The sequence below is a fragment of the Plantibacter sp. VKM Ac-2880 genome (assembly GCF_015351235.1).
Lineage (GTDB): Bacteria > Actinomycetota > Actinomycetes > Actinomycetales > Microbacteriaceae > Plantibacter.
The window spans coordinates 414,335-439,466 of record NZ_JADKSJ010000001.1 but is presented as its reverse complement, the minus strand read 5'-3'; the positions used below and the strand labels follow the sequence as shown (position 1 = coordinate 439,466).

Below are 25,132 nucleotides of genomic sequence, written 5' to 3'. Positions count from 1 at the left end.
GCGCGGAAGCGGGGGACCTGGGGCTACCACCGCCTCGTCCCCGGCGCCCTCGCCTCCCGTGCAGCCCTCAATGGGGCTCAGGGACCGGGGTGATGGGGCTCACGGACCGGGGCCGGGACGGGGCAGGCCCGGGGAGCGGGATGCGCTCCCCGGGCCTGCCGAGGGGATCAGCCGAGCGGTCCCGCCGGTCCGCGCTCGAGTGGCGTGCGTCCAGCCCGTTGGCGGGCGATCAGCACGGCGGCGGCTCCGAGGAGCACCGCGAGGGCGGCGAGGCGACCGAAGGTACCGGCCTCCTCGGGCACACCGGTCGACGCGATGGCGTCCGGCGTGCTGGCACCCGGCGTGATGACGGTCACCTGCGCCGTCACCTCACCACCCGGCAGGACCAGGGCGAGCGTGTGGACGCCGGCCGTGATCGTGTACGGGACGGTGAAGACCGCGTTCGCCGTGCCATCGGCGCCCACCGTGAGCGTGCCCAGCGTCACCGGCGTCGACCGCAGCTCGACGCGGAACACCGCGCCGGGCTGGGCTCCCGTCAGCGACACCGGCAATGCTCCGCCGGGGGCCACGCTCGTGACACCGAGTCGCAGCACCTCGTCACCGGTCAGCGAACCGCTCGGCTCACTGGGGCCGGGTGTCGGCTCCGGGTCGACCGGGGTCGGTGTCGGCTCCGGCGTGACGGGTTTCGCGGGGACGTCGACGGAGACGGACTCCGAGACGTTACCGGCGACGTCGGTGGCACGGACGGCCACCGTGGTCGCCGCGTCACCGACCGCGACCGGAGCGGTGAACGTCGCCCACGCCCCGTCGCCGACCCGGACCTCCGTGAACGCGACACCGGAGTGCGCGTCCTCGGCGGTCACCGTGACGGTGCGGGCGGTCTGGTCGACCGTCACGGCGGCCGTCGGGACGGTCGCATCGCGCCGCACCTCGACCACCGACGGCTCCGACACGTTGCCGGCGGCGTCCGTCCCGCGGAAGGAGACCGTGGTGGCCCCGTCAGCGCTCACGACGACCGGACCGGTGTAGGCCGCCCACTCGCCGGCTCCGACCCGGACCTCGAGGGTCGCGATGAGGTCGCGGTCGTCGACGGCGGTCGCCGAGACGCTCACGTCCTCGCGGAACCAGCCGGAAGCGGGTCGCTCGGGGGTGACCGCCGTGGTCACGACCGGAGCGGTGACGTCCGGGACCGGCTGGTCGGCCGCCTCGAACACCTGCCACTCCTTGATCCCGAGGCTCCCCTTGCCGCTCTCGGTGCCACTGGCCTCGAGGAGCAGACGCAGCTTCGTCGTCGTCACCGGGGTGAAGGCGACCGCGTTGAACGCGTCGACCTCGGTCCCGTAGGCGCCGAGCGCCTCGACGTCGACCCACGCGCCGGCGCCGTCTCCGGCCTCGGCGTCCCAGTACTGCGCCTTCCAGGACTCGGGAACCTCGATGCCGAGTCCTGCGTCGTCGAGGTTCGAGACGAAGTACGCCCCGGTCTCGCCGACGGTGACCGCCTGGGCCCAGTCGTACTGCACCCACTGCTGACCGATCTGCGGCCAGGCACCCCAGACGTTCGCGTTGTCGTTCGGCGTGACGTCACCCGACGAGGTCGGAGCGACGTCGTCGTTGAGACCGTCCACCGTATTCCAGGCGGCCGTGAACGAGGCCGTGGGGACGGCTCCGATCGCGACGTTCCGGCGCAGCTGGCCGTCACTCTTCGGCACGACGACACTCGTCTCGGCGGAGACGTTGCCGGCGGTGTCGGTGGCACGGAGGTGGACCGTGGTCTCCTCCAGGCCCACGAGGACCGCCTTGGTGTAGGGCGTCCATTCCGGCGCGTCGCCGATGCGGACCTCGATGGAGGCGAGGCCTGAACCGGCGTCCGTCGCGGTCGCCTTGACCGTGCGGGCCGCAGCGTCGGCGACCGGGGTCACCTGCGGTGCGGTCGCGTCGATCCGGACGGTGACGTCGGAGGCGGCGGAGCGGTTGCCGGTGGCGTCGGTCGCGCGGGCGGCGACGGTGTGGACACCATCCCCACTCACGGCGATCGGGCCGGTGTACGGCACCCAGGCGGCGGCGTCGACCGACACCTCGACGACGGGCGCCGAGTCGCGGTCGTCGGTTGCGGTGACCGCGACGGTCGCCGCTCCCGTGTGCCAACCCGAAGCCGGAGCCGCTGGGTCGACGGTGAGCGCGACCACCGGAGCAGTGTCGTCCTCCTCGCCGCCGCCGGCACCGACGGTCACCGTGGCGGTGGCCGCCTTCACGCCAGGGATGGCCGAGTCGACCGTTCCCGCGACCTCGAAGACGCCTTCGGCCGCATACGCCGCCGGGTCGACGGTCGCCCACGTCACCGGCAGGTCCTCGCGGGACCCGTCGTTGTAGAGGACGCCGAGCGAGGCCGGCAGGGCCGGGGCGACCCCGGCTGCGGTGGTGACCGCGACGGGATCGACGGCGTTGATCTGGCCCGGAGCGGTCGCCCGCACCCAGACGGTCGCCTTCGCGGGCACCGCTGAACCGGTCACGAGACCGACGACCGAGAAGCTGCCCTCACCCGCGACCTGCTCGGGTGGGATCGACGCCCACGAGACCGGGAGGTCGGCGTGGCTGCCGTCCGCGAACGTCGCGTCGACCGTCGACGGCAGCGTCGGCACGACACCGGTGGTGGTGCGTACGTCGATGGGTTCGATCGCCGTCGGGGCGACCGCGAACACCTCCCATTCGCTGACCGCGACACCGGCGTACGGGTCGGCCCCGGTGCCGGGACCGGCCGCGCTCAGCACGAGGCGGAGCTTGGTCGTGGTCACCGCGTCGAACTCGACGGCGTTCGGTGCATCGCGCTCGACGCCGTACGCGGACGCGCCCGTGACGTCGGCCCAGGCGTCGCCGGTCCAGTACTGCGCCTTCCAGGCCTTCGGCACGTTCACGCCGGAGCCTGCGGCGGGGTTCGTCTGGTCGGCCCAGAACGACACCGTCGCGGAGTCGACCCTGACCGGGTTCGCCCAGTCGTACTGCAGCCACCTCGTGGCCGGACGACTGCCCGACCAGGTGCCCCAGATGTCGGCCTGCGACCCACCGCTGTGGAGCACGGTGCCGTCGTTCACCGCGTTGACGTTGTTCCATCCCGCCGTGAACTCACCCGTCGGCGTCGCTTCACGGGCGACGTTCTGACCACCCGCGGACACCGCACCCTGGACGACGAGGTCCTTCGTGCTGGTGAGTTCGCCGTCACTCGCGGTGAGGCGCAGTGTGTACGCCCCCTCGGCGGTGAAGCTCGCGGTCGTCGATGCCGAGGTGGCGTCGCCGAAGATGACGAGCCCGTCCTGCGGCGCGTCGACCACGCTCCACGAGGAGGTCACGTCACCGAGCGGCAGCCCGTCGTCCTTGACCTCGCCGACGAGCGCGAGCGTGCCACCGGCCGAGTTCGCCTGGTCGACCCAGGCGTTCACCGATGGAGCCTGGTTGGTGGACGCCGGCGCCTCCACGCCGGTCGCGAAGAGCTGGAGCTCCTTCACCCCCGTCTTGAATCCGGCGGCGTGGTTGACCGTCAGTCGCACGGCGTCGCCGGTGACCTCGGGGAACTGGACGCGGTTGTAGTTGGCTCGCGGGTAGACGGGGCCACGGGCCTGGGCCGGGATCGCCGTCCAGGTGTCGCCGTTCCGGACCTCGAGCGAGTACGTCGTCGGCTCCGAGTACCCCTGCACGGTGGCGGTGGACGAGGAGTTGTAGAAGTACACCCTGGCGTCGTCGAAGGTCTCCGTGCCTCCGAGCTCGACCACGAGCGAGTCCTTCGCGTTCGGCGACCCAGCGGTGCCCCAGAAGGGCTCGTTGGCGGTCGTGCCGTCCACCGCCGCGGTGGCGGGGCGGCTCGGTGCCGAGAAGCTCGCGCTGACCTCAGCACCCTCGGCGGCGTTCGCGGATCCGGCACTGGCCGGGTCCACGTCGGCGCCGGCCTTGGCGAACAGGTCGACGACCCGGTCACCGGCGGCGAAGGAGACGTCCTGCGGTGCCTGCAGCGAGGCGGTCGTCGAGGACAGGACGGTGACGTCGTCCGCCACCTCGACCGTGCCCGTCTCGGGGTCGTAGACGACCTTGCTCAGGGAGTCGATGGTGAAGGCGAGCTTGCCGTCGAGGAACACCGAGTAGCCCTCGGGGACGCTGTCGCCGTAGTGGCGCTCACCGCCCGGAGCATCCCAGGTGATCGTGAGGTCCTGGTCGCGGAAGGCGATGTTGTTCGCCGTGAAGTGGTCCCAGTCGATGTCGATCGGGTCGAGCTCGATCTTCGCGTCGCTCCGCGGACGGAGGCCCATGGTGTCCTCGATCATCGTGAAGTTCGTCGCGCCGAGGATCGTGTGGTGGATCCAGGAGCGGTAGCCGATGTTCTGCGGGTCGGCGTCGCCGTCGGACCAGAACTCGTTCTGGTCGGGCAGGCGGTTGTCGCCACCGTTCTGGTAGTGCGACCAGGCGTTCCAGTACAGGAGCTTCTTGTACCACTCGGCGTCGATCGCCTCCGTGGGGTAGTCGCGTAGCACCTTCGCCAGCATGCGGAACGTCACGGTGGAGTTGATCACCGAGAAGTTGTTGCTGCCCGGCCCGCCGTAGTCCGCCTGGTCGGCCTGGTTCGCCGTGTAGAAGGGGAAGATCGGGTACTGGGCGTCGTCCGCGAAGAGGTCGAGCGCCTTGACGTAGTCGTCGTCGTAGTCCGCGTCGCCCGGCTTCGGCATGAGGCCGACGGTGAAGGGGTAGAAGTTGTTGATCTCCTTCCACTTCGCCAGCTTGCCATCGGACGTGAACCGGTGCTTCAGGACCTTCGCGTCGGCGTCCCAGAGGAGCTCGACGACCTTGTCCTTGATGCCCTGGGCGAACTCGTCCATCTCGACGGCCTTCGCCTCGTTGCCGGCCGTCCGGTAGGCGGCGGCCGAAGCGAGCGCGTTGGAGTACAGGTACGCGTTCTCGGTGCGGTCCATGTACGCGTTCGGACGTTCGTGGAACGACACCGCGTCGGCGTCGTTGCCCGTCATCGCACCCCAGTTGTAGTCGATGAGGCCGCTGTCGTCGGTGTCGTAGGCGTCGAGGAGGCCCTTCACATCGTCCTCGGCGTACTCCGCCAGGTTCTCGGCGATCGCCGTCGGTCCGCCGTGCAGCTGGTACGAGCGCCACGCGGCCTCGGAGATGTACTGCGTGTAGCTGTTCGACCAGTTCGCCGGGTCGCCCGGGTTGTCGACGAACTTGTAGCTCTTCGAGGTCTCCCCCGCCGACACCCACGGGCCGTAGGAGTAGATCGGATTGCGGAAGTACTTGAGGTCGTCGATGAACATGCCTGTGGTGAGCACGATCGCGTTGTTGTACCCGAGCACGCCCTCCATCGAGGTGGGGAACTGGTAGTCGTTGCCGGGGATGTCCGCGTCGAGGAAGTTGAAGCGCATGAGCCACCAGCGGTAGTACAGCGTCTTGTCGATGTTGTCCTCGGGCGTGTCCAGGAAGGGCACGTTGTCGGCCCACCACTGGTTGTACGCGGTGACCTGCGCCGTGTACGAGGCGTCGGGCGCGAGGCCGCGGACGGCGTCGTACTGCGTGCGCGACTCGGCGATCTCGTCGGTGACGAAGCCGAGCTGCACCTTCGTGGAGACGGTGCCGCCTGCCGGGACGGCGAGGCTGGTCGTGATGCCGCCGCCGTCCGGGGTGAAGCCGTCTCCGGAGAGCCGCGGGAAGATCGTCGTGAGCTTGTTCGCCGCCGTGACGACGCCCGTCAGCTCGTCGCCCTCGACGGTCGTCGTGTAGGCGGAGGTCGCGGTGAGCTGCACGGTGTGTGCACCGTTCGTGCTGCGGACCTCGAGGCCGGTGACGGCCACGTTCGCGTCGGTGATGTACTTCGTCTGGACGACCTCGATCCCCGTGGCGGCGTGACGGTGCACACTGCGCCAGTAGCTCGGCGTCTGCACGCGGCTCGCGGTGTCCTCGGTGAGGGTGACGTCGGTGCCGTCGACCTTCGCGGTGATCGTGTACGCCGCCTTGCCGTCGATGGCCTCCCAGTAGGCGACCTGACCGCCGAACCCCAGCTTCGAGGGGTCGTGCTCCTTCATGAACACCGCGCGACCACGGCTGAACAGCCACTGGTTGTCATCGCCGAAGCTGCCCGTGGTGCCGGTGCGCTGGAGCATCCGGTCCATCCAGAAGTCGGGGCCGCCGAGGGCTCCGGCTCCGGCCGCGACGTCCGCGTCGAAGATGGCCTGCAGTTGGTTGCCGGCCGTGTACCCCGTGCCGGTCGCCGGGATGGGGGTGTCGCTACCCGAGAACGTCGGGTAGCCGATGTCGGCGTTCGCGGCTTGTGCCGGCGCCGTGAGGAAGGTCGTGCCGATGACGGCGAGAGCGGCTGTCGCCGCGATCCCACCGCGCCATCTGCGCGTCCCCCGCTCGGGGGTGGTGTGCTGTGTTCTGACCACGCTGTCTGATTCCCTCTCGTCGGTGAGTAGGACACTCCCGGGGAGGTTATCGGGACACTCACAGCTGCCGCAAGGCTTTTCGGAAGTTTCGGAACGCGCCGCGGAGAACGGACGATCGGGCACGCGGAATCGCCCGACGCCGCCCCGAAATCCTTGTGATCCGGGGTGGTGTCGGGCGATCCGAGTGGCCTGTCGAGCGCCGGTCAGCTCCGCGTCGTGGGGATCCAGACGCGCATGGTGGACGGGCCCCGCTCGGCCCACGAGTGGTACGGCGCGATGGTCGCGGTGAACGGCTCGGCGTCGCGTGGTGCGTCGAACCGCTCGGCGTAGGGCCAGGCCGCGTCGACGACCGGGCGGGCACGGAGCGCGACCGTCAGGCGCCCGTCGCCCGCCTCCTCGACACCGGCATCCGGATCGATCTCGATCTCGGCCAGCGACTCGTCGCCACCCGGCAGATCGACCGACTCGACGCAGTACACCTCCGGGCCCCGCTCGATCGCGACGGCGCCGCGGATGGCGTCGACGCGCGGGTCCGGGTGCGTGACGCGCGGCCGCATGCCGAAGGACAGCTCGACGACGTCGCCTGCGGCGAACACCCGGGCGAGGTCGGCGTACCCGGGGGCCACCTCCTGCGCGTCCCGCGCGTCTTCGCCGTCCGCCGGAGCGACCGACAGACTCGCGTCGTCGGCCCAGGACGGCACCCGGATCGAGACGGTCACCGCCTCCCGCGGTGCCTCGAGGATCCGCAGCGACACGACTCCGGAGCGCGGGTAGTCGGTCTCCAGCTCGGCACGGAACCGCCCGCCGTGCGCCCCACCGATGATCGTGTCGATCGTGGCCGACGCGAACTGGTGGATCTGCACCCCGTGGTCGTCGCTCGTGGCGACGAAGGCGGCGAGGCTCGCAAGGGTGCGGGCGACGTTCGGTGGGCAGCAGGAGACGTCGAACCAGGGCGCGCGTTCGGACGACGACGCGCGTGGCGACACCTCGTCGGCCGGGCTCGACTCCCCCGGCGTGCGCTGGTGCAGCGTGTTGGCGTAGAAGAACGCGGTGCCCGCGGCCGACGGCGACGTGGCGACGACGTTGTAGAGGACGCGTTCGATGTGGTCGGCGTAGCGGACGTCCCGGTCCTCGAGGAGGAGCCGCCAGCTGAACATGATCGACGCGATACCGGCGCAGGTCTCGGAGTAGGCGCGGTCGGACGGCAGCTCGAAGTCCTCGCCGAACGCCTCGTCCTGGTGGTGCGAGCCCTGCCCGCCGGTCAGGTAGGTGCGGCGCGCGATCGTGCGGTCCCACTGGCCGCGGAGGGCCTCGAGGAGGCCGGTGTCGCCGTGCTCGACGGCGATGTCCGTCGCCCCCGCGGCGAGGTAGTTGGCACGGACGGCGTGACCCCGCAGCGCTTCGGCCTCGCGGATCGGGAGGTCGTCTTGGAAGTACGCCCGGCCGTATTCGATGTCCGCGAGGACGCCGTTGCCGCGCCGCTCGACGAAGAGCGACGCGAGGTCGAGGTACCGTGACTCCCCCGTGACCCGGGCGAGCTCCGCGAGACCGACCTCCACCTCGGCGTGCCCGCACACCGACTGGATGCCGTCGGCACCGAAGACCTCGCAGATGAGGTCGGCGGCGCGCGTCGCGATCCCGAGCAGGCCGTCGTCGGCGCCCGGGCTCGTCCGCTCGCGGGCGACCGCCGCCTGGAAGAGGTGACCGAGGCAGTACAGCTCGTGACCCCACTCGAGGTCGGACCAGCGCTCACCCTGCCCGGGGCGCCCGAAGCGGGTGTTGAGGTAGCCGTCCGCCTCCTGGGCTGCGGCCACCCGGTCGACGACGCTGCGGAACCGCGACTCCAGGGCATCGTCACCGCCGAGCCGTCCGAGCTCCCACGCGACGGCCTCGAGGTACTTGTAGACCTCGGAGTCGGCGAACTCCCGGCCGCGGCGACCCTCGGGGAGCGTGCCGGCCGCGGCGAGGTCGAAGTTGCGGAGCCATCCCTCGCGCTCGAGCCAGTGCTCGACGTGCGGCAGGGTCGCGCTGCCGTTCACGCGCTGGCGGTCGGCCCAGAACCCGTCCGTGATCCGGACCTCGTCCAGCCCGAGTGGCGTGAGGGCACCGGTGGTGGGGACGACCGGAGCCATGCTCAGGCCGGTGTGCGTCGACGTGTTGCTGATGGTGGTGCTCATGGTTACCCCTTGAAGGCGCCGGACATGAAGCCGCGCACGTAGTGACGTTGGAGGATGAGGAAGAGGAGGATGCACGGCAACGCGAGCACGACGACGCCGGCTTCGGTCGCGCCGTAGTCGACGACGCCCTGCACCTGACCGCGCAGGTTCGAGACGGCGAGCGGCAGCGTCATCTTCGCCGAGTCGTTGATGAGGATGAGGGGCGCCATGAAGTCGTTCCACGCCGCGAGGAACGCGAACAGTCCGACCGTGATGAGGCCCGGCTTCACCGCCGGCACGAGCACCTTCCACAGCACGGTCCACGAGGTGCAGCCGTCGACCATCGCCGCCTCGTCGAGCTCCTTCGGGATCGACTCGAACGCGATGCGCATCATGAAGGTCGAGAACGGCAGTTGGAACATGGTGAGCACGAGCGCCACCCCGACGAGCGAGTTGGAGAGCCCGACCAGGTTGAGCAGCACGTACAGCGGGATGAGCAGCGTGGCGTACGGGACCATGAGGATCGCGATGGTCGCGAGGAACAGGGCGTTCTTGCCGCGGAACTGGAACCGGGCGAACGCGTACCCGCCGAAGAGCGAGATGACGAGCGTCAGGATGACGGTGAGCAACGAGACGAACACCGAGTTGCCGATGTACTGCAGGATGCCGTCCTGGTAGCCGGCGAGCGTGATGTAGTTGCCGAGCCCCCAGCCCTCGGTCTGGTTCGTGCCGGCGAGCGGGGAGACCGATCGCACGGCGGTCCAGACGAGCGGGTAGAGGAAGATGACGGCGAGCGCCGCGGTGAAGATCCAGAACGGCATCTTGATGGCGATGCCGAAGAAGTTCGTCGGCTTGGCCTCGCGGGAGCGAGAGCGAGAGCGAGCGCGTCCGTGTCCGCGGACGTCGGGCATCGTCGAGGTGACGGTGGCCGGTTCCTTCCGGGTGATGGTCATGCTCAGTCCTCGACCTTCTTGCTGAACGCGCGGATCTGCACGATGTTGATGACGATGAGTGCGGCGAGCACGAGGACCGACAGGGCGCCGGCGACGCCGAGGTTGTTGGGGCCCTGGAACGCCACGTTGTAGATGAGCTGGACGACGGTGATTGTGCTGTTGTCCGGCCCGCCCTTGGTGAGGATGTAGAACTGCTCGAACGCGAGCAGGGAGCCGGTGACGCACATCACCGTGGTGAGCGCGAGGGTGGGCTTCAGCAGCGGGACGGTGATGTCGCGGAAGGTCTGCCAACGGGACGCGCCGTCGATGCGGGCCGCCTCGTACACCTCCTCGGGGATCCCCTGGAGACCGACGAGCATGAGCAGCATGTAGAAGCCGGCGAAGCGCCAGACGATGAGGAACACCGTCGACCAGAGCGCCGCGTCGGGTGTGCCGAGGAAGGTGAAGCCCATGGCCTTGGTGAGGTCCGCGAAGGGGCCGGCGATCGGCGAGTACAGCACGTAGAAGAGGAGCGACGCCGAGGCGAGGCCGAGGGCGCTCGGGATGAGGAAGGCGGTGCGGAGGAAGCCCTTCCACCGGCTGGACTCCTGCACGAGGAGCGCGAGACCGAGACCGAGACCGATGAGGAGGACGGTCGCGATGACCGTGTACTTCAGCGTGAAGACGACCGAGTCGAGGAAGAAGCGGTTGTCGATCGCCTTCGGGAAGTTCTCGGGGAAGTTCACACCCTGGTTCCCTCCGAGGAGGGGCCAGTCGGACGCGGCCATCTGGAACACGAGTCCGAGCGGGACGAGGAACAGCAGGATGACGAAGACGGCCGTCGGGAGCGCGAAGAGCCAACCGGTGCGGGCGTGCACGGCTCGACGTCTCCGGGCACCGACCGAGTCCGTCGGGCCTCGTCTGGCGAGGGTGGTACTCATGGGTGGACCTTTCGAAGCGGGTGGGTGCGGGTGCGCCGTCACAGCGGGGGATGCGACGGCGCACCCGCGGGTCGGACTACTGCGAGAGCACGTCCGTGATCGCGTCGCTGTCGGCGTCGACCGTGTCGGTGCCTTCGAGGACCGCGTTCCGCACGAGCGTCAGCCAGGGGCTGGTCGGCGAGTTGAAGGCCTCCTGGAAGTTCAGCGAGTACGGGGTGTCACCCTTCGAGGCGACCTCGTTGATCGTGACCAGTCGCGGGTCCTTGCTCGAGTACTCGTTGTTCGCGAGGTCCGAGCGGGAGACGACGTCGTTGTTCTTCGCGAGGACATCGACCTGGGCGTCCTCGGACATCAGCCAGCTGAGGAAGTTCCACGACTGCGCGGCCTTCTCGCTGTCCTTCGAGACGCCGATGCCGTCGCCGCCGACGAAGGTCGAGTCGCCGCCCTTCGGGCCGGGGATGCCGGACACGCCGACGTCGAACGGGGTGGAGGACAACAGGGTCGCCGGGTACGGCATGACGCCGACCTTGCCCTCGGTGAAGCCCGCGGTCCAGGTGGGCCCGGCCTCGTCCTTCGAGGAGGGGAGCACCGCGCCCGACTTCCACAGGTCGGCCCACGTGCTGTAGACCTCCTTGGCGCCGTCCTCGGCGAGGAGCGACTCGGTGCCGTCCTCGTTCATGACCTGCTCGCCGTCGGCCCAGACGCTCGGGAACCAGGTGAACACGAGGCAGCCGCCGCAGTTGAGGCCGGTGGCGGTGCCGTAGGTGTCGGGCTTGTTGAGCGCCTGCACGGCCTTGGCGTCCTCGGCGAACTCGGCGAGGGTCGTCGGGCCCTGCTCGGGGTCGAGGCCGGCCTCCTTGTACAGCTCCTTGTTCCAGAAGAGCATCGAGAGGTCGAGCACGAACGGGAGGACGTGCTCCTTGTCGTCGGAGGTACCGGCGGCCAGGTGGCCCTGGTTGATCTCGTCCTTGAAGTCGAGTCCGTCGATGTTGGCGGTGAGGTCCTGGAAGAGGCCCTGCTCGACCCAGTTGGGGACGTAGACGATGTCGGCGGCGAACAGGTCGGGGAGGCTGTCGGAACCCGCTGCCGCGCCGACCTTCGCGACGTAGTCGTCGTTCGGGACGACGGTGAGCTTGACCTGGTTCTCGTGCGAGGCGTTGTAGGCCTCGACGAGGAGCTTGGCCTGCTTCTCGAGTGGCGCGCGGGTCCAGAGCGTGAGCTCGGAACCGTCGTCGACGCCCTCGGGGCCGGCGCTGGCGAGCGGCGAGCTCCCGCCGCCGCCGGAGGAACAGGCGGCGAGGCCGACGAGGAGGGCGCCGGCGGCGACCACTCCTCCGACCCGCTGCATCCGTCTGATGTGCGTGCTGCGCATGGTGACTCCTCTGACTCGTCGTTGAGCGGACCGGTCGGGCCCGGCGGTGCGGGGGGAAGTTTCGAAACTGTCGAAACGCCTTTCGGTAAAGCTAGCCTGGGATCACGGTAGCGTCAAGAGTGGGATCCGGTAACGTTTCCGGAACGAGAAGGGGGGCGTCATGACCGATGCAGACGCCATGGCCGCAGGCGGGGCCACGAGCGGCAGGGCGGCGACGCTCGGAGACGTCGCCCGCATCGCCGGTGTCTCGATCGCGACGGCCTCGAAGGCCATCAACGGACGCAGCGAGGTCGCACCCAAGACCCGCCAGCGCGTGCTCGACGCCGCGAAGACCGTGTCCTTCACCCCCAACGAACTCGCCAGGAGCCTCATCAACGGCCGCACCGGCACCGTCGGCCTCCTCACGAGCGACCTCGAGGGTCGCTTCGTGATCCCGATCCTCATGGGCGCCGAGGACGCGTTCGGCGCCGGACAGGTGAACGTGTTCCTCTGCGACGCGCGCGGGGACGCGATCCGCGAACAGCACCACCTGAACGCCCTCCTCACCCGGCGCGTCGACGGCATCATCGTCGTGGGCCGGACGACCGACCCGCGGCCGTCGCTCGGTCACAAGCTGCCCGTTCCGGTCGTGTACGCCTACGCGCCGTCCGACGACCCGACCGACGTCTCGATCACGCCCGACAACCGCGACGGCGGTCGGCTCGCCGTCGAGCATCTGATCGCCTGCGGGCGGTCCCGCATCGCGATGATCACCGGCGAGCCGCAATACGCCGCAGCCAGAGACCGCGTGGCAGGAGTGCAGCACGCCCTCGCTGCCGCGGGCCTGGAGCTCATCGGCACCCCGATGTTCTCGGAGTGGACCGAACACTGGGGCCGTGATGCCGCGGCCATGCTCCTCGCCCAGCACCCCGAGATCGACGGCATCGTGGCCGGATCCGACCAGATCGCGCGCGGCGTCCTCGACACCGTCCGCGACCTCGGGCGCGATGTCCCCTCCGACGTGGCGGTCGTCAGCTTCGACAACTGGGAGATCCTGGCGACCAACTCTCGCCCGGAACTGTCGTCGATCGATGCCAACCTGCAACAGCTCGGCCGACTCGCCGCCACGCGCATCTTCGAGGCGATCGAGGGCACGGAGGTCGCACAGGGTGTCGAGTACCTGCCGGGCCGACTCGTCCTCCGCGGCTCCACGATCCCGAGGCGCTGAGGTTCGACCCGCGGGTGATGCGACAAGCGTCGGACATCGCTACGGTCGAGCCATGAACAGCACCGGTGTCGCCACACTCGTCGTCGTCGCGGCCGTCGCGGTCATCATCTTCACGATCACCGTCCAGGCCAGACGGAGGCGTCCTCCCGCATCGAAGCGTCGGGGAGGATCGTCTTCGGATGCCGGAGGACCGTACATCGTGGATGGTGACAACCACCACGGCGGCGGGCACCACGGCAGTGGGCACGACTCCGGCGGCTGGGACGGAGGCGGCGGCGGCGACTCCGGGGGCGGCGGAGACGGGGGTGGCGGCGGCGGCGGCGACTGAGCGGTCGACTCCGTGACCACTCACCTCAGACCGTCAGCGGCGGCGGGACGATAGCGCGGCCCGCGCTACCCTCCCTGCATGGGGGAATCACGAGGCACGCGCGCGCGCCGGAACACACGCCGGGCGATCGCCATCGGACTCGGCGCAGTCACAGCCGCGGTCCTGCTCACCGGGTGCGGTTCGAGCGCCGGCGCGGACACGGCGCGGGCGTCGATCGTCGAGGCCGTCGAGGACCTGCCCGATGTCGCGGACGTCAGCGGAACGGTCGAGGCGTCGAACGGCGGCGGGCTCGAGACGTACTACAACGCCAGGATCACCGTCGAGATGGCCGACGGCGCTCCGCCCGAGTCCTACAGCGACGTCGCGACGGCGGCTGCCCAGGCGACCGACGGCAAGGAATCCGGCGAGGTCATCGTGGAGGACACCGCAGGTGGTTCGGTCACATTCGACACCGGTGCGCCGCGGAAGACGATCGATGCGACCGTGACGGCCTGGCGCGACTGGGCGGCCGACACGGATCCGGCAGAGGTCGATGCGGTCCGGGTCGCATCCGTCGAGGTCGAGCTCATCGCGTTCTCCGCCCGAGAGAACCGGCCGGCATCGTCCGAACTCAAGGTCCTGTTCCGGTACGCGGACCCGCTGACGCCGACGGATGCCGCGCGACTCGTGGGCGGATTCCAGGCAGAGCTCCCGAAGCCGCTGGCATCGGCGGAGACCTCGCTCGTGTTGTCCAACCCCGACCCCGGATCCGCCGGCGTGCACGTCCTGGCCTGGGGCCTGCCGGTGCCGGCATCCGTGCTGGAGACCATCGCGGCGATCGAGGGGACGACCGCCGTCCTCGCACCCCTCGGCGGCTCGGTGGCCGGCATCGACTGGTACGCGGAGCAGCACGATCGCGGCCTCGACCGGCCCGACGAGCTCCTCCTCGCGGTGGCGTTCCCCGAGGACACGCGACTCGGAGGAGTGCCGCTCGCGGAGCTGCAGGCGAGTCCGCAGTGGGCGGCCTACCAGCAGGTGACGACGCTCGCAAACACCTCGGCGACGGCGATCTCGTTCTCGATGAGCGCCGACAATCCGCGGATCGCCGGCTTCACGGCCCAGCCGTGCGGGAGCGCAGACGACGAGCTGGATCCACCACGCGACCCCAGCGAGGCCGACCAGGCGATCGCCGCCTGGTGGCTGGCTCAGGCACCCGCCTGCCCCGGCGTCGGCCGCCACGAGTGAGCGGCAGCGCGATGAAGAGCACCTCAGCACGCTCTCGAGCCTGGTTGGCGCTGTCCTGGAGCACCTCCGCACTGAGTGCGGCGTGCCTCGCGGCGGGCGTCGTGAGCATCTCGACCTACGCGTCGTTCCTCGACTTCCCACAGGACGATCCCAGCTGGATCACCCACCACGAGTGGCTCGCCTCGACCGGTACCGCCGCCCTGGTGATCGGCGCCGTGCTCGCGGTGTGCAGCGTGACCGCGTTCATCCTGTGGCAGGTGGGGCTCCGGGCGAAACAGGCAAGCGGCTGGGACGTGCCCTAGCGCCCGGCCAGCTCCCCGAGGCGCTCGCGCATCGTGCGGAGGACGTCGATGAGGAGCACGTCGTCCGGGCCGGCCAACCACTGCTCGAGGGCGGCGTCGAAGAGGGCGGAGCCGATGGATGCGGCGAGCGCCGCGTCGGCCGGGGTGACCCCGCTCGCCACCAGGGCGTCGCGCATGGCGTCGGAGAGCACGGCGGACTTCAACCGTTCCCGCTCGCGCAGCTGCGGTTCCGAGCGGATGATCGTCCGACGGGCGGCGATGTCGTCCCGCCAGCGTTGCAACTCACCGGCCGCGACCGTCTCGAGGCCCGTCATCACGAGCGCGAGCGGGTCGAGCCCCGGCGGCGCCATCGCGACCAGCCGACCGACGACCGCCGGCAGCTCCCGTTCGCGGAGGAAGAGGACGTCGCGTTTGTCGGCGAAGTGCCGGAAGAAGGTGCGCGTCGTGAGGCCGGCGGCTTCGGCGATCTCGGGGACCGTCGTCGCCGCGAAGCCGCGCTCGGCGAAGAGCTCCATCGCGGCGCTCTCGAGTCGGAGAGCCGCATCGGGTGCCCAGCGTGCCATGCGATCAGGCTAGCGGATGACACGACGTGTCGTCAGGTGTACAGTGATGGCACGTCGTGTCATCAACCGGATGCCCGTCGTCCCGATCCTTGGAGTCCGCATGTCGACGAACACCGCAGCCTGGCTGCCAGCACACCGCGCAGACCTCGTCGTCGGTCCCGCCGCGATGCACGAGCCCGGCCCGGGAGAGGTCCTCCTCCGGAACCGCGCGGTCGCCGTGAACCCGCTCGACGAGGTGAAGCAGTGGACCGGGAACCTCATGTACCGCTGGCTCCCCAGCCCCGCCGTGCTCGGCGAGGACGTCGCCGGCGAGGTCGTCGCCGTCGGGCAGGGCGTCCACCGCTTCGCGGTCGGCGATCGGGTCGTCGCCTACGCCGTCGGCATGGAACGAGGCCGACGCCACGAGGCCGAGGGCGGGTTCCAGCAGTACACCGTCGTCCGGGCCGACCTCGCAGCCCCCATCCCGGCGGACCTCCGCGACGAGGACGCCGTCGTCCTCCCACTCGCGATCTCCACCGCAGCGACCGCCCTCTTCCAGGCCGACCACCTGGCGCTCCCCCACCCCTCCGAGCACCCCCTCCCGACGGGGACGACCGTCGTCGTGTGGGGAGGCGCCACGAGCGTCGGGAGCAACGCCATCCAGCTCGCCGTCGCCTCCGGCCATCGCGTCGCCACGACTGCGTCACCCCACAACCACGACCGGATGCGCGCCCTCGGGGCCGAGATCGTCCTCGACTACCGCAGCCCGACCGTCGTGGCCGACCTCATCGATGCTCTGGCCGGCTCGGACGTCGCCGGCGTCCTGGCCGTCGGCACCGGCTCAGCGGAACCGTCGGTCGGGGTGGCCGCAGCGACCGGCGCCCGACGCGTCGCGCTTGCCAGCCCCTCGGTGTCCTTCGGTTCCCTGCCGCGTCGCGGCGGCCCGAGCCTCGCGTTCGTGCGCACCATGAGCCGACTGGTGGCCGCGAACGTCTCCCTCCAGCTCCGCGCACGCCGCGCCGGTGTCACCGCCCGCTACGTCTGGGGAAGCTCGCTCATGACCAACGAGGTCGGCCCGATGCTCTGGGAGGACTATCTGCCGGGCGCACTCGCCGCGGGCCGGCACGTCTGCGCACCCGCGCCGGAGGTGGTCGGAGAGGGCCTCGAGGCGATCCAGCCCGCCCTCGACCGCGTCCGCGCCGGTGTCTCGGCGCGCAAGCTCGTCGTCCGCCTCTGAGACGTCCGGCTCCGTCGCGCGGGCTCACACCTCCCAGACGGAGCGGTACGTCCGCGCGGCCAGGAGGCCCGAGAGTTCCGCGTGGACGGTCATCGTCTTGGCGAGCCGCTCGGCGCGGTCCACCCGCAGCACCTCGGGCTGTTCCCAGTCCCGCTCGGACAGGTAGGCGGTGTACGGGTTGATGACGCACTTGAAGTCGAGCATGAGCGACTGCCCGAGCGTGCCGGTCGCCATGAAGCTGTGCGGCAGGCCCGCGGCGCAGACGAAGGTCACGACCTTGTCGAACCAGGCGGCGACCCTGCCGTCCTCGCCGGTCGCGCCCGTCGCCTCGATGAGTGACTTCACCGTGGCCGCCGGAGCCCAGTTGTAGATCGGGAACGCGAGGACGACACCGTCCGCGGCGGAGATGACGTCGTGCAGCCGACGGAAGACGGGGCTGTCGAAGACCCGGTCGTTGTCGAAGGCGGGCAGCTCCAGCTCGGCCAGATCGATGACGGACGACTCATGGCCCTGTTCGCGGAGCAGCCCGCTGCTCATCGACGCGAGCGTCCTGCTCCGACTCGCCGGATCGAGGCTGCAGGAGATCACGGGCAGGTTCAGGGCGGCCATCCGTCTACGCTAACCCGACACCCGGCGGGAATCCGCGGCGGCGTGCGAAGGTGGAGCATGCTCTCGCCGCAGTCACTCCCCGAAGCCGACCGCCGCCTCGTCGCCGCCTGGGCCGCCGATTGCGCCGAACGGGTCCTGCCACTCTTCGAGGCGGAGGCGCCCGACGACGACCGTCCGCGTGACGCCATCGCGCGGGCACGGGCCTTCTCGGCCGGCGAGCTGGATGTGGCCGGCGAGATCCGCCGACGGTTCGTCGCCAACCGGGCCTCGCAGGTGGTGACCTCCCCCGCCGCGAAGGCCGCAGCGTGGGCGGCCGGGCAGGCGGCCGGCGTCGCGCACATGGGCGCGCACGCGCTGGGCGCCGCCGCCTACGCCGCGAAGGCCGCCGAGCTGGACCACCCCGGCGCCGGTGCGACCGAGCTCCTCTGGCAGCTCGAGCACGCGAGTGGCCCGGTCCGGTCGGCCCTCCATCGCCTCCCCGCGCTCGGCACCGACCCGTCGGGCCCGCTCGGCTCCGGACTCCTGGCCTCCGGCGTCCTCGGCGCGAACATCCGCGCCCTCCAGGAGGGTCTGCACCGACGCCCACGCCGCCCGGACGTCACGGCGCTCGAACTCGTCGGTGGCCCCGAGCCGGTCCGGGTCGAACTGCACGACGCCGACCCGCGGTGGCCCGAGCGGTACGGCAAGCACCGGCAGCACATCCTCGACGCTCTGGGGGCCGGCGCGGTCGCGATCGAGCACATCGGCTCGACCTCGGTGCCCGGACTCGCCGCGAAGCCGATCGTCGACCTCGTGGTCGCCGTGGAGGACATCACGGCGGAGGAGGACTACCTCGACCCGCTGCTGGCCGCAGGCTACGTGCTGCGCGTCCGCGAGCCCCGCCATCGGATGGTCCGGACGCCGGAGCGCGACGTCCACGTGCACCTCTACGAACAGGGCGCTCCGGAGATCGACGAGTACCTGCTCCTCCGCGACCACCTGCGCGCCGACGCCGCCGACCGCGCGCTGTACGAGCGCACCAAACGGGAGCTGCTGAGCCGGTCGTGGGACGACATGAACGACTACGCCGACGCGAAGACCGAGGTCATCCTCGCGATCAAGGCGCGGGCGAGGGCGAGTCGGACCGGGGACGCACCGGCGGGATGACGACCCCGGTCACGACCGCCGCCGTCTTGACGCCGACGCAGAGGCTGATGAAGACGGTCAGCGCAGCGGTGACCGCCGAGCCCTCGAGCGTCGCGAGGGAGACGAGCCCCACGGTGCCCGGTACGAGCATGAGCAGCGCCGGCTGGAACGTGACGTTGGACGGCACCGCCGCCGAGTAGCGCTCGACGATGCGCGCGACGACGAACACGAGGCCGGCGGTGAGCCCCGTCGCGACCGCGTTCCCCACGAGGGGCGCGAACAGGACGATGCCCGCATAGGTCAGCGCCATCACGCAGATCGTCAGCAGCGTCAGGGAGCGACCGGAACCGAACGCGATCCCGATGCCGGCCGCGAGCATCACGACCCCGATCCAGGTGAACCAGAGCGGCGGGATCGCCTCCCAGCCGACGAGGTCCGTGGTGCCGCGGCCGAGTTGGCCGACGAGCGCTGTGGAGTCGGGGTCGATCGACAGGCCGGTGAGCAGCGCCCCGGCCGAGATGCCGGCTGCCATGAAGGCGAGGACGATCAACCCGTACATGAGGCGTGCCGAACCCGTCACGATGTCGGTCGCGGTCAGTTCCAGCAGGGCGTTCGTGATGAGCGCACCGGGAACGAGGATGGCGATGGGCGCGCAGACGGCGAACAGCGGCACGGGGCCGAGGTCCATCGCCGACGCGAGTGTGCCGACGAGCGTCGTCGACACGAACGCCGTCACGAACGGGGCGATCGCGACCGCTCCCCGCCACCGCGCCAGCAGGGTGATGACGAGGCCGACGAACGCGCCGACGAGCATCGAGGCGACGATCGCCCACCACGGGCAGCGGAACAGCAGGGCGAGCCCACCCGCGAGCAGCAGGTTCCCGACCACCCAGTGCATCGACGCGTGGGGTCGAGGCGTCTCCCGGATCGATTGGACCCGGGCCGGCAGGTCGCCCACAGGCCAGTGCCCGAGCTCGAGTTCGCGCATGAGCCGGTTCGCCCGGGCCGCGCCGCGGAACGACAGCTCACCGTGGGTGTTGCCGACGGCGAGCACCGCGCCGGTGTGCAGATCGTTGACGATGATGAGCTGAGGCAGCACCGAGAAGGCCAGGCCGTCGTCGCCCGATGCGGCCGTCGCCCGCTCCAGGGAATCGCGGACGTCGGTGACGGAGGTGCCCGCGTCGAGGAGCAGGCAGCCGAGCGCACTGTAGGCGTGCGCAGCGGTCCTGCGGTGTTCCTCGGTAGCGGCGTCGTCACTCATCCCGCCAACGCTACGCGAGATGGGGAGGTGTCCCCATCGCGGTGGCGCCACCGCCCCCGCTAGCGTTGATCAGGCGGTCCGGGGGTCGGGCCGCGATGAGACGGTGGGGGCGGCAATGCGCAGGTTCGGGACGGCAGCGATCGCAGGGGCCGCCATGATGATGGCGTTGACGGGATGCGCGGGGGGCGCCGATGACGCAGGCGACTCGGGCGACAACGCCGCTTTCGCGAAGGAGGCCTGCACGGGCTGGAGCGAGATGCTCGCCGCGGACGACGCCGACGACGACGTCCTCAGCTCGCTCATGGACGTCCGCAGCGCGGACCGCACGGCGGAGGACGGCCCGGTCCAGAAGCAGGCGATCCTCGACGCCGCGAACGCGCACGTCGCCACCATCCAGGCCGCACGGGACGCCGTCGCCGACAACCCGCCCGCGGGCGAGGACGCGAAGGCGATCGTCAAGGCCTTCACCGACCACTACGACGCCCGCATCGAGATCGCCGAAGCGCGCATCGCCGAGTTCGAGGAGTTCCCCACCGTCCTGGAACGCAACTACGACCAGGTCATCACGGAATCGCAGGAGGTCCTGAAGGACATCGGCGAGTACGGCGACGGCCAGCCCGACGGCTTCCCGTTCGGCGACATCGAGGACCAGAAGGTCATCACCGCGCTCGACGAGGAGAGCAGCTGCAAGGACGTCATCAACGTCTTCTAGGAGTCGGCCTCGGAGTGGACTGGGCGCAAGCCCTTGTCGGCGCGTGACCGGTCCTGGCATCGTCATCGGCACGTCGCACCTGCGGCGCCTGGCGACGAGGAGGCAGCATGGCAGACGTGCGAGTGGGTGACCGGGTGTCCTGGGGCACCTCGCAGGGTCGGACGCAGGGGAAGGTCGTCGAGCGGAAGACCGCCGACTTCCAGTTCGACGGCCAGCACTTCACGGCGTCGACCGACGAGCCCTCGTTCATCGTGGAGTCGGAGAAGACGGGCGCGAAGGCCGCTCACCAGGGCTCGGCGCTGCGCGTCCTGAAGTCCTAGGCGTCCCTCGCGCACACGGCGGCCCGGCTGGGCGTAGCGTTGCCCCATGACCGTCGTGATCGCCTTCCTGGCCAACGTCATCGTCGCCATCGCGAAGTCCATCGTCGCCGCACTGACCGGTTCGGCCTCGATGCTCGCGGAGGCGGCACACTCGTGGGCCGACGCGGGGAACGAGATCTTCCTGCTCATCGCCGACAAACGCGCCGACAAGCAGCGGGACGCCGCCCACCCGCTCGGCTACGGCCGCGATGCCTACATCTTCTCGCTGTTCGCGGCGTTCGGGATCTTCACCGTCGGTGCCGTCGTCTCGATCCAGCACGGCATCCAGAGCCTCACCGCACCGGAGGCGATGGAGAACTACGCCCTCAGCTACCTCGTGCTCGGCGTCGCGTTCCTCCTGGAGGGCTTCTCGTTCACGCAGTCGATCCTCGAGGGCCGTCGTACGGCGAAGAAGTACGGCCGCGGGTTCTTCGACTACATCGTGAACGGCTCCAACACGACGCTCCGCTCGGTGTTCTTCGAGGACTCCGCGGCACTCCTCGGCCTCATCATCGCCGGTGCCGGCATCGGCCTCCACCAGGTGACCGGCGACCCGGTCTGGGACGCGATCGGCTCGATCGCGATCGGCGTGCTCCTCGGCGGCGTCGCGCTCCTGCTCATCAACCGCAACCGTCGCTACCTCCTCGGGGCCTCCCCGAGCCCCGCGTATCGGGCGCAGACGATCAGCGCGCTCCTGGCGCACCCCGAGATCGAGCGGGTGACGGCGCTGTACCTCGAGTTCAGTGGTCCGGAACGCCTCTTCCTCGTCGCGTCCGTCGACCTCGTCGGCGACGACCACGAGAACGACGTCGCGCGTCAGCTCCGCCGACTCGAGGGCGACCTGGAGCAGGACGCCCTCATCGGCAAGGCCGTGCTCACGCTCTCCGTGAGCGACGAGGCCTCGATCACCGCCTGAGCACCCCGCCCGCACCCTCGCTCTCACCCGCGCGGGTCGGCGACGGGTCAGGCGCCGAACAACCGCTTCGAGGCGACCGCCGCGCCCTCGACGAGCGCGATGCCGCATCGCCCAGCGGGCCGCCAGCCCTCATGACGTTCCGCGAAGCCGACGCTCACGCGACCACCCGGCGGCCCTCACGGACGCCCAGTCCGGCACGGCGACCCGCCGCCCGGTACCACTGGGCGCAGAGGACGGTGACGATCGCGATGTCGACGAGGTCGCCGCCGACGAACATCACCTGGCTGCCGAGGAGAGCGTCGGCGGCCCCCACCCCGACGGGTGGGTCGGCGTAGAGCGTCTTCGCGAGGACGCCGTGGGCCGCGAAGGCGAGGACCGCGACGATCGCCCGGTGGAGGAAGCCGGCACGGTGCGGTGTCGGATCGGTGGGGATGATCGCGGCGGTGAAGACGAACCCGGCCAGCAGCACATGCGTCATGACCACGACGTGGAGCAGCAGGTTGTCCTGCATGGCCTCGTACAGCGGGGTCATGTACAGCACCCACAGGCCACCGACGTTGAGGAGGGCCGCGACGATCGGGGTGGTGACGAACCGCACCGGGCGCGCGCGCAGGAGTCGGGAGAGCCGGCGCGCGGGGACGACGTGCAGGGAGCGCAGGGCGAGCGTGACGGGTGCACCCCACACGAGGAACAGGGGTGCGGCCATGCCGACCAGGAGGTGCACCCACATGTGCGCGACGAAATCCCCGTGCGATGCGGTGGCGAGTGGCCCGACGAACCCGGTCGACGCGAGGACCACGCCGGCGGACCAGGACACACTGCGGTACCAGGGCCACCGCCGACCGCGACGGCGCTGAGCGAGCACCCCGACTGCGTACCCGAGGAGCGCGGCGAGGAACGGTACGGCGAGGATGAGTTCGAAGCTCGTCGACGCCGACGCGTGGGCGTGCACGGCTATGCCGCGGACACCGTGCGGCGTCGTGTCCTGACGGTCAACACGGCACCCGCGACGAGCAGGACGGCCGCGACCACGTTCCAGGTGACGTCGTACGGCAACAGGTCGGGGACGGGGCGGATCTGGTGGATGCCGAGCACCTTGTGCTGGACGATGCCGTCGTACAACTGGAACGCGCCCGCACCGAGGAGGACACCGCCCCACCAGCGCAGCTGCCAGAACGCCTGCCGTCTGCGGAGGTCCGCGACGAGGAACAGGCCGCCGATCGTCGCCAGCCAGCTGAAGGCGTGGAAGAACCCGTCGGACACGAGGCCGAGGTCCGGCGTGCCGAGGTCGTAGAAATGATGCCAGTGGAGGATTTGATGGAACACCGCCTCGTCGACGAACGCGACGAGCCCGATGCCGAAGAGGACACCCGACCACAGGTTCCGTTTCGAGAACCTGGATCGCTGGGTCAGCTGGTCCACCGGGCGCTGGTCGACGTCGGGCCCGTCATCGGTTCGGTCGTGTCTCCTGCGCGTGTCCATCCGACCAGCCAAGCAAAGGTGCCGGATGTCGCCGCAGACATTGACAAGCCGCAGACGGGGTGACCGGATCGGTCACGCCATGCAGGGAGCCCACTCCTGGTTGGAGAGTTCGCGCTGCTCGTCGTCCGTCTGGAGGATCCACCCGGTCTTCGTCGCGCCGCGGTACTGGCCGCTCACGAGGTCCGCGCACCACGCGCGTCCGTCGAACGCCCACCGCACGAAGCTCGCCTCGCTGCCCTTGCGCAGGAGCGGACGTTCGCGTTCTACCTGACTCAGGTGTTCCATCTCGACGGTGGCTGACATATCTTCCCACCGTATCGAGGAATGCCGTCGGTGAACAGACTCGGTGAAGCTCCTTGCGTTTCGGGGCCGGTTGGCCGAAAATACCCGGTCGCGCCCGGAAGCAGCGGACCGCTCGGAGCTCCCGGACCGACCATCCGACCACCGGGCCCGTCGGCTCAGGGCTCAGTTCAGGAACACCCGCAGCGCCTCGTCGGCGAGCGGACGGTCCGCGAACACGAGCCGCACGGCATCGGGATCCGGGTTGCCCGCGTCGAGGCCGCGCCAGACGACCTCCAGACCCGCACGCTCTGCAGCCCGCCGGGACCCCTCGTTGTGCTCCAGGAGGAAGGCGACGACCGGCAGATCCGACGCCGACGCCGATGCCGCCGCCCGCGCTGCCGCGATGAGCTCCTGGGCGTATCCGCGCCCCCAAGCAGCGGGCGCCAGGCGGTAGTACAGGTTCCAAGCGACCCCACCGCGAAGACTCGGGCCGCCGATGCCGACCAGCGAACCCGTCGCGGTGTCGCGCGCCACCCACACGTCGAGCCCGTTGGCGTCCCATCCGGCCTGATAGCGGTCGATCAGTTCCCGGGTCTCCGCGAGCGAGGTGTGGCGAGCGGAGGGCAGATGCGTCCACACCGCGGGGTCGGCGTGGAGTTCGTGGAGCTCGGGCAGGTCGTGCTCGGAGGGGCGCGCGAGCGTCAATCGTTCCGTCAGGGTCGGCGAAGTCGCGTCGGTCATGCCATCCATTCTGCTCTGGTCGGTGTCCACCCCGACTCGATACTCTGAGCGCATGGCCGCGTAGAGTCGTCCCACCGTCACCACCACCATCGGAAGAGGCCCATGCGTCTGCACGTCGAGGAACGCGGGCACGGACCCGTCCGCATCGCCCTCGTCCACGGGTTCCTGGCCGACGGCGCCGCCTGGACCGATGTCGTCGCCGCCTCCGATCCGGAGCAGTACACCTTCCTCCTCGTCGACCTGCGCGGCCACGGCGCCAGCCCTCGCGCCGATCGGACACGCGGCGAGCACTACGACCTCGCCTCACTCGCGGCCGACCTCGTCGAGACCCTGCCGATCGGCCTCGACGCGATCGTGGGACACTCCCTCGGCGGTCGGGTCCTCGCCGACATCGTGGAACCGCTCCGCCCGGCACGCGCGATCTACCTCGACCCGGGATTCGGACTGAAACTCCCCGGCCGCGGCCTCGGGGCCCGACTGTTCTGGAGCATCCCCGGGCTGCCGGGGCTCCTGGCCTGGCTCTACGATCGCACCGATCCCGCGACGGGTCCCGCGAACGTCGCGCTCGCGGAGGCCGCCCATGCCGCGTGGGACCGGTCGATGGTCGCCGAGGTGCTGCAGGATGTCGCCGCGAACCCCGTGACGCCGGCCGCGCCGGTCGTCCCCTCGACGCTGGTGCTGTCCGACGACGCCAAGCTCGTCGTCCCGAGCAGCCACGTGCCCCGCTACGCACAGCTGGGCTGGACGGTGACCCGCTTCCCGGCGATCCGCCACGACATGGCGGCCCTCGACGGGGCACGGACCTTCGAGGTCATCCGGCGCGCGCTCTGAGGCGGCAAGGCTCCCATCACCGCCCCCGGTCATTGAGCCCCCTTCGGACACTGAGCCCCCTCCGGTCACTGAGCCCCCCCGGTCACTGAGCCCCCCCCCCCCCCGGTCACTGACCCCCCTCCGGTCACTGAGCCTGTCGAAGTGC

General features: G+C 70.4%; 22 protein-coding genes. 10 read left to right on the top strand and 12 right to left on the bottom strand.

What is annotated here, in order from left to right; all coding sequences use genetic code 11:
- Positions 1-167: 167 nt before the first annotated feature.
- The 5 genes from ITJ57_RS02045 to ITJ57_RS02025 form a co-directional block, all read right to left on the bottom strand.
- Entirely contained in the window at positions 168-6,428 is a 6,261-nt protein-coding gene (locus ITJ57_RS02045) for an Ig-like domain-containing protein (protein ID WP_370582138.1), read from the bottom strand.
- A gap of 203 nt (positions 6,429-6,631) precedes the next feature.
- Positions 6,632-8,605, bottom strand: coding sequence for a glycoside hydrolase family 127 protein (locus tag ITJ57_RS02040; protein ID WP_194668617.1), 1,974 nt, complete (start codon positions 8,603-8,605; stop codon positions 6,632-6,634).
- A gap of 2 nt (positions 8,606-8,607) precedes the next feature.
- Positions 8,608-9,537, bottom strand: coding sequence for a carbohydrate ABC transporter permease (locus ITJ57_RS02035; protein WP_370582137.1), 930 nt, complete (start codon positions 9,535-9,537; stop codon positions 8,608-8,610).
- Positions 9,538-9,539: 2 nt separating this feature from the next.
- Positions 9,540-10,457, bottom strand: a complete 918-nt coding sequence (locus ITJ57_RS02030; protein ID WP_056009786.1) for a carbohydrate ABC transporter permease — start codon at positions 10,455-10,457, stop codon at positions 9,540-9,542.
- 76 nt (positions 10,458-10,533) lie between these two features.
- Entirely contained in the window at positions 10,534-11,829 is a 1,296-nt protein-coding gene (locus ITJ57_RS02025; RefSeq protein WP_194668616.1) for an ABC transporter substrate-binding protein, read from the bottom strand.
- 160 nt (positions 11,830-11,989) lie between these two features.
- On the opposite strand from ITJ57_RS02025, the gene ITJ57_RS02020 reads away from it, so the two are divergent.
- The 4 genes from ITJ57_RS02020 to ITJ57_RS02005 all read left to right on the top strand — a co-directional run bounded on the left by ITJ57_RS02020 (position 11,990) and on the right by ITJ57_RS02005 (position 14,890).
- On the top strand, positions 11,990-13,036 hold the full coding sequence (locus ITJ57_RS02020) for a LacI family DNA-binding transcriptional regulator (protein WP_228506427.1): 1,047 nt from the start codon (positions 11,990-11,992) through the stop codon (positions 13,034-13,036).
- Between the two features lie 52 nt (positions 13,037-13,088).
- On the top strand, positions 13,089-13,364 hold the full coding sequence (locus ITJ57_RS02015; protein WP_194668615.1) for a hypothetical protein: 276 nt from the start codon (positions 13,089-13,091) through the stop codon (positions 13,362-13,364).
- A 78-nt stretch (positions 13,365-13,442) separates the two neighbouring features.
- Entirely contained in the window at positions 13,443-14,588 is a 1,146-nt protein-coding gene (locus ITJ57_RS02010; RefSeq protein ID WP_194668614.1) for a hypothetical protein, read from the top strand.
- Positions 14,589-14,599: 11 nt separating this feature from the next.
- Positions 14,600-14,890, top strand: a complete 291-nt coding sequence (locus tag ITJ57_RS02005) for a hypothetical protein (RefSeq protein ID WP_194668613.1) — start codon at positions 14,600-14,602, stop codon at positions 14,888-14,890.
- Here ITJ57_RS02005 and ITJ57_RS02000 read toward each other — a convergent pair.
- On the bottom strand, positions 14,887-15,453 hold the full coding sequence (locus tag ITJ57_RS02000; protein WP_194668612.1) for a TetR family transcriptional regulator: 567 nt from the start codon (positions 15,451-15,453) through the stop codon (positions 14,887-14,889). The genes ITJ57_RS02005 and ITJ57_RS02000 overlap by 4 nt on opposite strands.
- A gap of 100 nt (positions 15,454-15,553) precedes the next feature.
- Here ITJ57_RS02000 and ITJ57_RS01995 point away from each other — a divergent pair, with 100 nt between their 5' ends.
- Positions 15,554-16,669 carry a zinc-binding alcohol dehydrogenase family protein gene (locus ITJ57_RS01995; protein WP_194668611.1) on the top strand — a complete coding sequence of 372 codons (1,116 nt, stop codon included), beginning with the start codon at positions 15,554-15,556 and terminating at the stop codon, positions 16,667-16,669.
- A gap of 24 nt (positions 16,670-16,693) precedes the next feature.
- Here the strand turns inward: ITJ57_RS01995 and ITJ57_RS01990 are convergent, their stop codons facing one another.
- Complete coding sequence (locus ITJ57_RS01990) at positions 16,694-17,278, bottom strand: NADPH-dependent FMN reductase (RefSeq protein ID WP_194668610.1); 585 nt, start codon at positions 17,276-17,278, stop codon at positions 16,694-16,696.
- A 57-nt stretch (positions 17,279-17,335) separates the two neighbouring features.
- On the opposite strand from ITJ57_RS01990, the gene ITJ57_RS19720 reads away from it, so the two are divergent.
- On the top strand, positions 17,336-18,424 hold the full coding sequence (locus ITJ57_RS19720; protein WP_370582136.1) for a GrpB family protein: 1,089 nt from the start codon (positions 17,336-17,338) through the stop codon (positions 18,422-18,424).
- On the opposite strand, the gene ITJ57_RS01980 is transcribed toward ITJ57_RS19720, so the two are convergent.
- Positions 18,375-19,664, bottom strand: a complete 1,290-nt coding sequence (locus tag ITJ57_RS01980; RefSeq protein ID WP_194668609.1) for a threonine/serine exporter ThrE family protein — start codon at positions 19,662-19,664, stop codon at positions 18,375-18,377. The genes ITJ57_RS19720 and ITJ57_RS01980 overlap by 50 nt on opposite strands.
- 115 nt (positions 19,665-19,779) lie before the next feature.
- Here ITJ57_RS01980 and ITJ57_RS01975 point away from each other — a divergent pair, with 115 nt between their 5' ends.
- From ITJ57_RS01975 to ITJ57_RS01965, 3 genes are all read left to right on the top strand, one after another.
- A complete protein-coding gene (locus ITJ57_RS01975; protein ID WP_194668608.1) occupies positions 19,780-20,376 on the top strand; it encodes a hypothetical protein in 597 nt (198 codons plus the stop codon).
- 107 nt (positions 20,377-20,483) lie between these two features.
- Positions 20,484-20,696, top strand: a complete 213-nt coding sequence (locus ITJ57_RS01970; protein WP_194668607.1) for a DUF2945 domain-containing protein — start codon at positions 20,484-20,486, stop codon at positions 20,694-20,696.
- Between the two features lie 46 nt (positions 20,697-20,742).
- The gene (locus ITJ57_RS01965) at positions 20,743-21,651 is read left to right on the top strand and encodes a cation diffusion facilitator family transporter (protein ID WP_194668606.1); all 909 of its coding nucleotides are present in this window, start codon (positions 20,743-20,745) and stop codon (positions 21,649-21,651) included.
- Positions 21,652-21,805: 154 nt separating this feature from the next.
- Here ITJ57_RS01965 and ITJ57_RS01960 read toward each other — a convergent pair whose 3' ends face one another.
- From ITJ57_RS01960 to ITJ57_RS01945, 4 genes are all read right to left on the bottom strand, one after another.
- The gene (locus tag ITJ57_RS01960; protein ID WP_370582135.1) at positions 21,806-22,603 is read right to left on the bottom strand and encodes a cytochrome c oxidase assembly protein; all 798 of its coding nucleotides are present in this window, start codon (positions 22,601-22,603) and stop codon (positions 21,806-21,808) included.
- 2 nt (positions 22,604-22,605) lie between these two features.
- A complete protein-coding gene (locus ITJ57_RS01955; protein ID WP_194668605.1) occupies positions 22,606-23,133 on the bottom strand; it encodes a DUF2243 domain-containing protein in 528 nt (175 codons plus the stop codon).
- A gap of 72 nt (positions 23,134-23,205) precedes the next feature.
- The gene (locus ITJ57_RS01950; protein ID WP_194668604.1) at positions 23,206-23,436 is read right to left on the bottom strand and encodes a hypothetical protein; all 231 of its coding nucleotides are present in this window, start codon (positions 23,434-23,436) and stop codon (positions 23,206-23,208) included.
- Between the two features lie 162 nt (positions 23,437-23,598).
- A complete protein-coding gene (locus tag ITJ57_RS01945; RefSeq protein ID WP_194668603.1) occupies positions 23,599-24,156 on the bottom strand; it encodes a GNAT family N-acetyltransferase in 558 nt (185 codons plus the stop codon).
- A gap of 102 nt (positions 24,157-24,258) precedes the next feature.
- Here ITJ57_RS01945 and ITJ57_RS01940 point away from each other — a divergent pair, with 102 nt between their 5' ends.
- Entirely contained in the window at positions 24,259-24,987 is a 729-nt protein-coding gene (locus tag ITJ57_RS01940) for an alpha/beta hydrolase family protein (protein WP_194668602.1), read from the top strand.
- Positions 24,988-25,132 lie beyond the last annotated feature (145 nt).